Annotated in this window: 6 protein-coding genes; 5 read left to right on the plus strand and 1 reads right to left on the minus strand. The window is 66.7% G+C overall.

The genetic code is table 11. The features are described 5' to 3' along the window. Window positions 1–6 precede the first annotated feature (6 nt). The 4 genes from ACN4E0_RS14445 (at window position 7) to ACN4E0_RS14460 (ending at window position 5,328) form a co-directional block, all read left to right on the plus strand. Complete coding sequence (locus ACN4E0_RS14445) at window positions 7–1,353, plus strand: peptidylprolyl isomerase (RefSeq protein WP_419568971.1); 1,347 nt, start codon at window positions 7–9, stop codon at window positions 1,351–1,353. Between the two features lie 5 nt (window positions 1,354–1,358). Further along, on the plus strand, window positions 1,359–2,363 hold the full coding sequence (gene pdxA / locus ACN4E0_RS14450) for a 4-hydroxythreonine-4-phosphate dehydrogenase PdxA (RefSeq protein ID WP_419568973.1): 1,005 nt from the start codon (window positions 1,359–1,361) through the stop codon (window positions 2,361–2,363). Next, entirely contained in the window at window positions 2,356–3,186 is an 831-nt protein-coding gene (gene rsmA / locus ACN4E0_RS14455; RefSeq protein ID WP_419568975.1) for a 16S rRNA (adenine(1518)-N(6)/adenine(1519)-N(6))-dimethyltransferase RsmA, read from the plus strand. The genes pdxA and rsmA overlap by 8 nt, the downstream gene beginning before the upstream one ends. 84 nt (window positions 3,187–3,270) lie before the next feature. Continuing rightward, window positions 3,271–5,328, plus strand: coding sequence for an amidohydrolase family protein (locus tag ACN4E0_RS14460; protein ID WP_419568976.1), 2,058 nt, complete (start codon window positions 3,271–3,273; stop codon window positions 5,326–5,328). A gap of 19 nt (window positions 5,329–5,347) precedes the next feature. Here ACN4E0_RS14460 and ACN4E0_RS14465 read toward each other — a convergent pair whose 3' ends face one another. Further along, window positions 5,348–7,453: a malate synthase G gene (locus tag ACN4E0_RS14465; RefSeq protein WP_419568978.1), complete on the minus strand. Its 2,106-nt coding sequence runs from the start codon at window positions 7,451–7,453 to the stop codon at window positions 5,348–5,350. A 131-nt stretch (window positions 7,454–7,584) separates the two neighbouring features. On the opposite strand from ACN4E0_RS14465, the gene ACN4E0_RS14470 reads away from it, so the two are divergent. Beyond that, window positions 7,585–8,246 (plus strand): M20/M25/M40 family metallo-hydrolase (locus ACN4E0_RS14470; RefSeq protein WP_419568979.1); only part of this gene is annotated, 662 nt, incomplete at its 3' end.

Consider the following 8,246-nt stretch of genomic DNA (forward strand, 5'->3'; position numbering starts at 1 on the left):
CGACACGTGACTGCACAGACGATTTCCCGACTGCTTTCGATAGCCGCCGCAGCCGGCCTTGCCGCCGCACCCGTGGCCGGGCAGGCCCAGCAAGCCATCGACCAGGGCGACCTGCTCGGCCTGCCGAGCGATCTCAGCATGCTCAAGGAATCCGATCCGAACCGCCGTGTCGCCACGGCGGTGGTGAACGGTTTCGTGATCACCGAAACCGACATCAACCAGCGCGTCGCGCTGCTGCTGGCGGCCAACAAGCGTCCGGTGAGCGAGGAGGAAATGGTCCGCGTGCGCATGCAGGTGCTGCGCAATCTGATCGACGAGACGCTGCAGATTCAGGCTGCAGTCGCGCAGGAGCTCGACATTTCGCGCGAGGAGGTCGAACAGACCTATGCCCGCGTCGCGGCGCAGAACTTCGGCCAGGACCCCAGCAAAATGGACGAGTACCTGCGTTCGGTCGGGTCCTCTCCCGAGGCGCTCAAGCGCCAGATTACCGGCGAACTCGCGTGGAACAGCCTGCTGCGTCGTAACATCGCACCGTTCGTCAACGTCTCGGCCGAAGAGGTCAACGAGATGATCGAACGGCTCGAGGCGGCTCGCGGAACCGAGGAATACCGGCTGGGTGAAATCTTCCTGTCGGCGACCCCGGAAACCGAGGCCGCGGTCGAGGCCAACGCCAGCAAGATCGTCGAACAGTTGCGCCAGGGCGGCAGCTTCGTCGCCTATGCCCGCCAGTTCTCCCAGGCTTCGACCGCAGCGGTCGGTGGCGACCTGGGCTGGATCCAGCTGCCGCAACTCAAGAACGCACAGCTCGAAGCTGTCGCGCGCGAGATGAGCCCCGGTCAGCTGGTCGGCCCGGTACGCATCGCCGGTGGTTTCTCGATCCTCTACCTGATCGACAAGCGTCAGGTGCTGATGGCCGATCCGCGCGATGCGCTGCTGAGCCTCAAGCAGATCCAGATCAATTTCGAACCGGGAATGTCGCAGGAAGCCGCGCAGCAGCGCGTGGCCGCCTTCACCGAAGGGGTCGAGTCGATGCGCGGCTGCGGCGACGCGGAGGCTGCCGCTGCCCGGCTCGGCGCGAATGTGGTCACCAACGACCAGATCCGCGCGCGTTCGCTGCCCGAGGCGCTGCAGAACATCATCCTCCAGCTCCAGATCGGACAGTCGACCCCGCCCTTCGGTTCTTTCGAGGAAGGCGTGCGCGTGCTGATGCTGTGCGGCCGCGACGACCCCAAGGTCGCCACGGGGCCGAATTTCGACCAGATCATGGGCCAGCTCGAGGACGAGCGCATCGAAAAGCGGGCGCAGCGTTACCTGCGCGACCTCCGCAACGACGCCTTCATCGAGTACAACTGACGACAATGCGCCCGCCCCTCGCCGTTTCGCTGGGCGATCCGGCGGGGATCGGGCCCGAAATCATCGTCGAAAGCTGGGCGCGGCGCCGCGAAGCGGGGCTCGCGCCCTTTTTCGTGGTCGGCGGCGCGGGCGTGCTCCACGCGGCGGCGGACTTTCGCGGCATCGACTGTCCGATTGTCCGGATCAACGATGCGGGCAAGGCGGGCGAAGGCTTCGACCGGGGTCTGCCCGTTCTCGGATCGGAGGACTGCGCCTATCGTCCGGGCGAACCCGAAGATGAAGGCGCAGCGCTCGCGCTCGGATCGCTTGCCGAAGCGACCAGGATGGCGCTTTTGGGCCGGGCTTCGGGCGTGGTGACTGCGCCCGTGGCCAAGGCGCAGCTGGCGAAAGTGGGCTTCGAATTTCCCGGCCAGACCGAATTCCTCGCCATGGCCTGCGGCGTGCCAGCAGACGCAGCGGTGATGATGCTCGCCGGGCCGAGCCTGCGCGCCGTCCCCGTGACCGTCCATTGCGCGCTGGCCGACGTGCCCGGACTGCTGGATACCGACATGATCGCGGGCAAGGCGCGCATAGTCGCGGAAGCGCTGCTGAGCGATTTCGGCATTGCCGAGCCGCGCATCGCCGTCTGCGGGCTCAATCCCCATGCCGGCGAAGGCGGCAAGTTCGGCTCGGAAGAGCGCGACATCATCGAACCCGCGATCGAACTCCTGCGCATCGAAGGGATTGTCGCCACGGGCCCTCACCCGGCGGACGCCCTGTTCACCCCGCGCGCGCGGCAGACCTACGACGCGGCGCTGGCGATGTATCACGACCAGGCGCTGGTGCCGCTGAAGGCGCTCGATTTCGATGAGGGCGTCAACGTCACGCTTGGCCTGCCGATCGTGCGCACAAGCCCCGATCACGGCACCGCCTTCGACATTGCCGGCCAAAGGATTGCCGACCCGGGAGCGATGATCGCGGCGCTGCGGATGGCGGGCGAGATCGCCGCGCGGCGGGCCGCGCATGGCTGATCTCCCTCCCCTGCGCGAGGTCATCGCGCGGCACGGCCTCAGCGCCTCGAAGGCGCTGGGGCAGAACTTCCTGTTCGACGAGCAGCTGCTCGACCGCATCGCCGCGATTCCGGGCGATCTGGCGGGCAAGCCGGTGCTCGAAGTCGGCCCCGGTCCCGGCGGGCTGACGCGCGCGCTGCTGCGCGCCGGGGCGCGCGTCACCGCGATCGAGATGGACCGGCGATGCCTCCCTGCGCTCGCCGAACTGGGCGAGGCCTTCCCCGGTCGGTTGCGCGTGATCGAGGGCGATGCGCTCAAGCTCGACCATTCGGAATTGATGGGCGGCGAGCCCTTCGCCGTGCTGTCCAACCTGCCCTACAATGTCGGCACCGCGCTCTTCGTGCGCTGGCTCGGCGGAGAGGCATGGCCGCCGCAATGGACCAGCCTGACGTTGATGTTCCAGCAGGAAGTCGCCCAGCGGATCGTCGCGCAGCCGGGCGGCTCGGCATACGGCCGCCTCGCGGTGCTCGCGCAGTGGCGCAGCGCGGCGAAGCTGGCGATGAAGGTCCATCGCAGCGCCTTCACCCCGCCGCCCAAGGTGATGAGCGCCATCGTCCATGTCGAGCCCGGCGAAATGCCCGAGGGTGTCTCGGCGCGGATCCTCGAGCGGCTGACCGAGGCCGCGTTCGGCCAGCGCCGGAAAATGCTCCGCCAGAGCCTCAAGGGCGTCCCCGGCGCGGTCGCGGCGCTGGAAGCGATCGGGATCAATCCGCAGCGCCGCGCGGAGACGGTGACGGTGGACGAATTCGTCCATATCGCCCGGTTGCTGACACAGGGCCGCTGAGAAACGGGGGCAAGGCGAATCCGATTGCCCGCCGCCCCTCGTGGTGCCAATCTCCCACCCGCCAATCTTCGAGGGGGATCGACCATGCGCAAGTTCTTTACCGCCACCCTGCTGTGCGTCTCGGCTGGGACCGCGATGGCAACTGCGGCCATGGCCGAACCGGTCAAGAAGGAAGACCTGCTGGTCGCTCCCGACGATGCGCGGCACTATGTGATCTTCTCGCAGTCGGGCCATCACGGCGACATCTGGGCGTGGCAAACCCCCGAAGGCGCCGCGGCCTATCGCATGTCGATGAACCTGCGCGGCTGGATCACCGAAACCGACCAGACGATCGTCGACGGTGCCGATGGCACGCCGGCAAGAATCGAGATCCGCGGCTTCACCGATTCGGGCGATGCGAGCGAGACCTATTACGTCGACGCCGACGGGACCGCGCACTGGAAGACCGCGGTCGACGAGGGCTCGGCACCGCTCGGTGACAAGCGTTATTCGACCTATGGCGGGCCGTGGCTCGCGGGTGAAGCAGACTTCAACGCGCTGATCGCGGCGGGCGAAGAGGGCATCGACATGCTGCCTTCGGGCCATGCCAGCGTGACCATCGGCGAGGAAGCCGAGATTACCGGGCCCGATGGCCCGGAGACGGTCAAGCTCGCCTTCGTGAAGGGTTTCGGTTTCGCGCCGAGCCCGTTCTGGGTCACCGAGGACGACAGGTTTTTCGGCTTTGCCGGCGGTATGTCGCTGCTTCCCGCAGGGTACGAGGCCAATGCCCCCAAGCTCAAGGAAATCTCCGACGCGGCCACCGCGGCGATGGTCAAGGATGTCGCGCACAGCTTCCTGAAGCCCGCAAACGCCACGCCGACACTTGTCGAAAACGTGATGACCTTCGATTCGCTCGCCGGGACCTATCTTTCGGGCCAGTCGGTGCTGATCGCCGACGGCAGGATCGCCGCGGTCGGCGCCTCCGGAACGGTCGAGGCGCCGAGCGGTGCCACGGTGATCGACGGCACCGGCAAGACGCTGGTGCCGGGCCTGTGGGACGCGCACCGCCATACCGGCGGCGACGACTGGAACCTGTTGCAGAACGTCGCGACCGGCATGACCAACTATCGCAGCCCCGGCTCGGAAATCGACGAGACCATCAGCCTCGTGACCCGGCGCGCGGCGGGCGACCTGCTGGCACCCGAAGGCGAGACTTCGGTGATCATCGACCGCAAGGATCCGCTCGCGGCGCAGGGCTCGATCACCGTATCCTCGCTGGAGGAGGCCAAGGCCGCCGTCCACACGATCAAGGACGCGGGCCTGTGGGGGGTGAAGTTCTATACCTCGATGACTCCGGAATGGATCGCCCCCGCCGCCGCCGAAGCGCACAAGCTGGGCCTCCATGTCCACGGCCATATCCCGGCCGGGATGCGTCCGCTCGAGGCGGTGCGAGCCGGTTACGACGAGATCACCCACATCAACTTCATCATGATGCAGGCCATGCCGAAAGAGGTGATCGACAAGTCGAACACCGCCGCGCGGCTCGAAGGGCCGGCCAAATACGGCAAGGACGTCGACCTCGATTCGCCCGAGATGACCGCCTTCTACAACGAGCTCGGCGAGCGCGGGACCTACATCGACCCGACGCTGACCGTGTGGGAGCCGCTGATGACGTCGGACGGTACGGAGCTGGCCCCCGAATATGCCCCCTTCGCCAAGGTCGCGCCTCCGGGCGTAGTGCGCGGGTGGAAGATTTCGGGCTATCCGCTGTTCGACGGGCTGACCCGCGACGATTTCCGCCGGAGCTTCGACAAGATGGTCGGGCTGGTCGGAAAGCTGCACGAGGCGGGCGCCCCGATCGTGGCGGGCACCGATGGCTGGGGCCTCGAACTCGTGCGCGAACTCGAACTCTACCAAGAGGCCGGCCTGACCAATGCCGAAGCCTTGCAGACCGCCACCATCATCCCGGCGCGGCTGACGGGCATGGACGAGGACTTCGGTTCGATCACCGAAGGCAAGGTCGCCAACCTCGTCCTGGTCGATGGCGACGTGTCGCAGGACATCACCCGGTTGCGCCGGGTCGAGACCGTCTTCCTCGACGGCTATCGCCTCGACGGGCAGGAACTTCGCGAGGCCAGCGGCCTTTCGGGCATGCCCGAATAAGCAAGCGGGCGGGAGGCGCTCAGCCCCCCGCTTTCTTGCGCCTCCGCCAGGCATGGAGCAGCGGCTCGGTGTAGCCGCTCGGCTGTTCGACGCCCTTGAAAATGAGGTCCTTCGCCGCACTGAAGGCAGCGCCATCCTCGTTCTCGAGCAGCGGCTCGTAGAAGGGGTCGCCCGCGTTCTGCTGGTCGACCTTGGCGGCCATGCGATGCAGGCTGTCCATCACCTGATGCTCGGTGATCACACCGTGGAACAGCCAGTTGGCGATGTGCTGGCTCGAAATACGCAGCGTCGCGCGGTCTTCCATGAGGCCGACGTCGTTGATGTCGGGCACCTTCGAACAGCCGACCCCCTGGTCGATCCAGCGCACGACATAGCCGAGCAGGCCCTGGCAGTTGTTGTCGAGTTCCTCGCGGATCTCGTCCTCGGACCAGTTTGTGCCCTCGGCGAGCGGGATGGTGAGAAGGTCGTCGAGCCCGGGCACTTCGCCCAGCCCCTTCTGGATCTCGAACACGTCCGCGCGGTGGTAGTGGATCGCGTGGAGCGTCGCCGCGGTGGGGCTCGGCACCCAGGCGGTGTTGGCCCCGGCGCGCAGATGACCGATCTTCTCCAGCATCATCTGCCCCATCAGGTCGGGCGCGGCCCACATCCCCTTGCCGATCTGCGCCCGGCCCGAAAGGCCGTGGCGCAATCCGATCCCGACATTGCGTGCCTCATAGGCCTTGAGCCAGGGCGAGTTCTTCATTTCGCCCTTGCGCATCATCGGGCCGGCCCGCATCGATGTGTGGATCTCGTCGCCCGTGCGGTCGAGGAAGCCGGTGTTGATGAACACGATCCGGTCCTTCACCGCATGGATGCAGGCCGCGAGGTTCGCGCTGGTGCGGCGTTCCTCGTCCATCACGCCGACCTTGATCGTGTGGCGCGGCAGGCCGAGCAGATCCTCCACCGCATCGAACAGATCGTTGGTGAAGCCGCATTCCTCCGGCCCGTGCATCTTGGGCTTCACGATATAGATACTGCCGCAGCGCGAATTGCCGTATTTCCCCAGCCCGGCGACATCCTGTGCGCCGATGGCGGAGGTGACGACGGCATCGAGAATGCCCTCGGGGATTTCCCCGCCGTCCCAGCGCATCGCCGGATTGGTCATCAGATGCCCGACATTGCGGACGAACATCAGGCTGCGACCGGGCAATGCATGCGAATTGCCCGCGTCGTCCTTGTAGGTCTTGTCGCCCGCGAGTGTGCGGGTGAGAGTCCGCCCGCCCTTGTCGAAGCTCTCCTCCAGATCGCCGCGGATCACGCCGAGCCAGTTGCGGTAGGCGAGCAGCTTGTCCTCGGCATCGACCGCCGCCACCGAATCCTCGCAATCGGCGATGGTCGTCAGTGCGGCTTCGAGCACGATGTCGGCGATGTTCGCCGGATCGGTGCTGCCGACCGGATGCTCGGCATCGAACACCGCCTCGATATGCAGCCCGTTGTGCCGGAAGAAGCACGAGCCCCCGTTCCACCCGAGGCATTGCGCCGGATCGGCGAGCGGGATGCCGCTCTCCTTGACGTCCCCCAGATCGGCCCATTTGCGGCCATCGGCGAGCGGGACCGCTTCGTCCATGAAGCGCTTGGCCTCGGCCACCACCGCCGCCCCGCGCAATTCGTCATAACCTCCCGGGATCGCCGGCGGCGCGTCGAGCGCATCGGTGCCGTAGAGCGCGTCGTAAAGGCTGCCCCAGCGCGCGTTCGCGGCGTTGAGCAGGAAACGTGCATTGAGAATCGGCACCACCAGCTGCGGGCCGGCCATGGTCGCGATCTCGGGATCGACATTCTCGGTGCCGATGGTGAAGCCTTCGGGCTCGGGCACGAGATAGCCGATCTCGCGCAGAAAGGCCTGATAATCGTCCTGATCCAGCGGCGCGCCCTCGCGCGCCTCGTGCCAGGCGTCGATCCGGGCCTGCAGTTCCTCGCGCTTTTCCAGCAGGGCGGAATTGCGCGGTGCGAAACGGCCGAGCAGATCCGCGAACCCCTGCCAGAACGCATCGACATCGCGGCCCAGCGGGCCGAGCACTTCGGTCTCGAGGAATCGGGCAAGCTGGGGATCGGTCTCGATCCCGGCGCGCGTTACGTAATCGGTCATGGAACTCCTCGGATTGTGCAGCCGTAGCGATGTGTAACCCGGGGAGGAGTGGCACGGTCTATGCCGCCAGCGGTTGATCAATGCAAGGCGCGGGGTGGACTTGGGGCCGCGCAGGCTTAAGGACGTTGCACATGAAACCGGATAGCGCCTCCCAAGCCCTGCTCGATGCGATCGACACCGACGCGATGCTGCGCGAGGTGCAGGAATGGGCCGCGATCAACACAGGCACCGCGAACATCGCCGGGCTCGATACCATGGCGGGCATGCTCGCCGATGCCTTCAGCGCGCTCCCCGGCGAGGTGCAGCTGGTCGATCCGGCCACGGTCACCGCGATTTCGGGCGAGGGTCGCGAGTTCGAGAAGCCGCATGGCAGGCATATGGTGCTGCGCGTGCGGCCCGAAGCCGAACGGCGGTTCGTTCTGACCGGCCACATGGACACCGTCTTCCCCGCCGATCATCCGTTCCAGGAGGTAAGCTGGCTCGACGACGAGACGATCAACGGCCCCGGCACCGCCGACATGAAGGGCGGGCTCAACGTCATCCTCCACGCGCTCACGACCTTCGAGACGATCGAGGGGGCGGAGCGCGTCGGCTACGACGTGATGATCAATTCGGACGAGGAAACCGGCAGCCTCGCCAGCCGCGGGCTGATCGAGGAACTGGCGCGCGGAAAATATGCCGCGCTGACCTATGAGCCGTCGGCGCTGCCCGACGGCACGCTGGCGCATGCGCGCGGCGGTACGGGCAATTATTCGATCACCATCCACGGCCGCTCCGCCCATGCCGGGCGCAA

It is taken from the genome of Qipengyuania sp., from assembly GCF_048550555.1.
Classification (GTDB): Bacteria; Pseudomonadota; Alphaproteobacteria; order Sphingomonadales; family Sphingomonadaceae; genus Qipengyuania.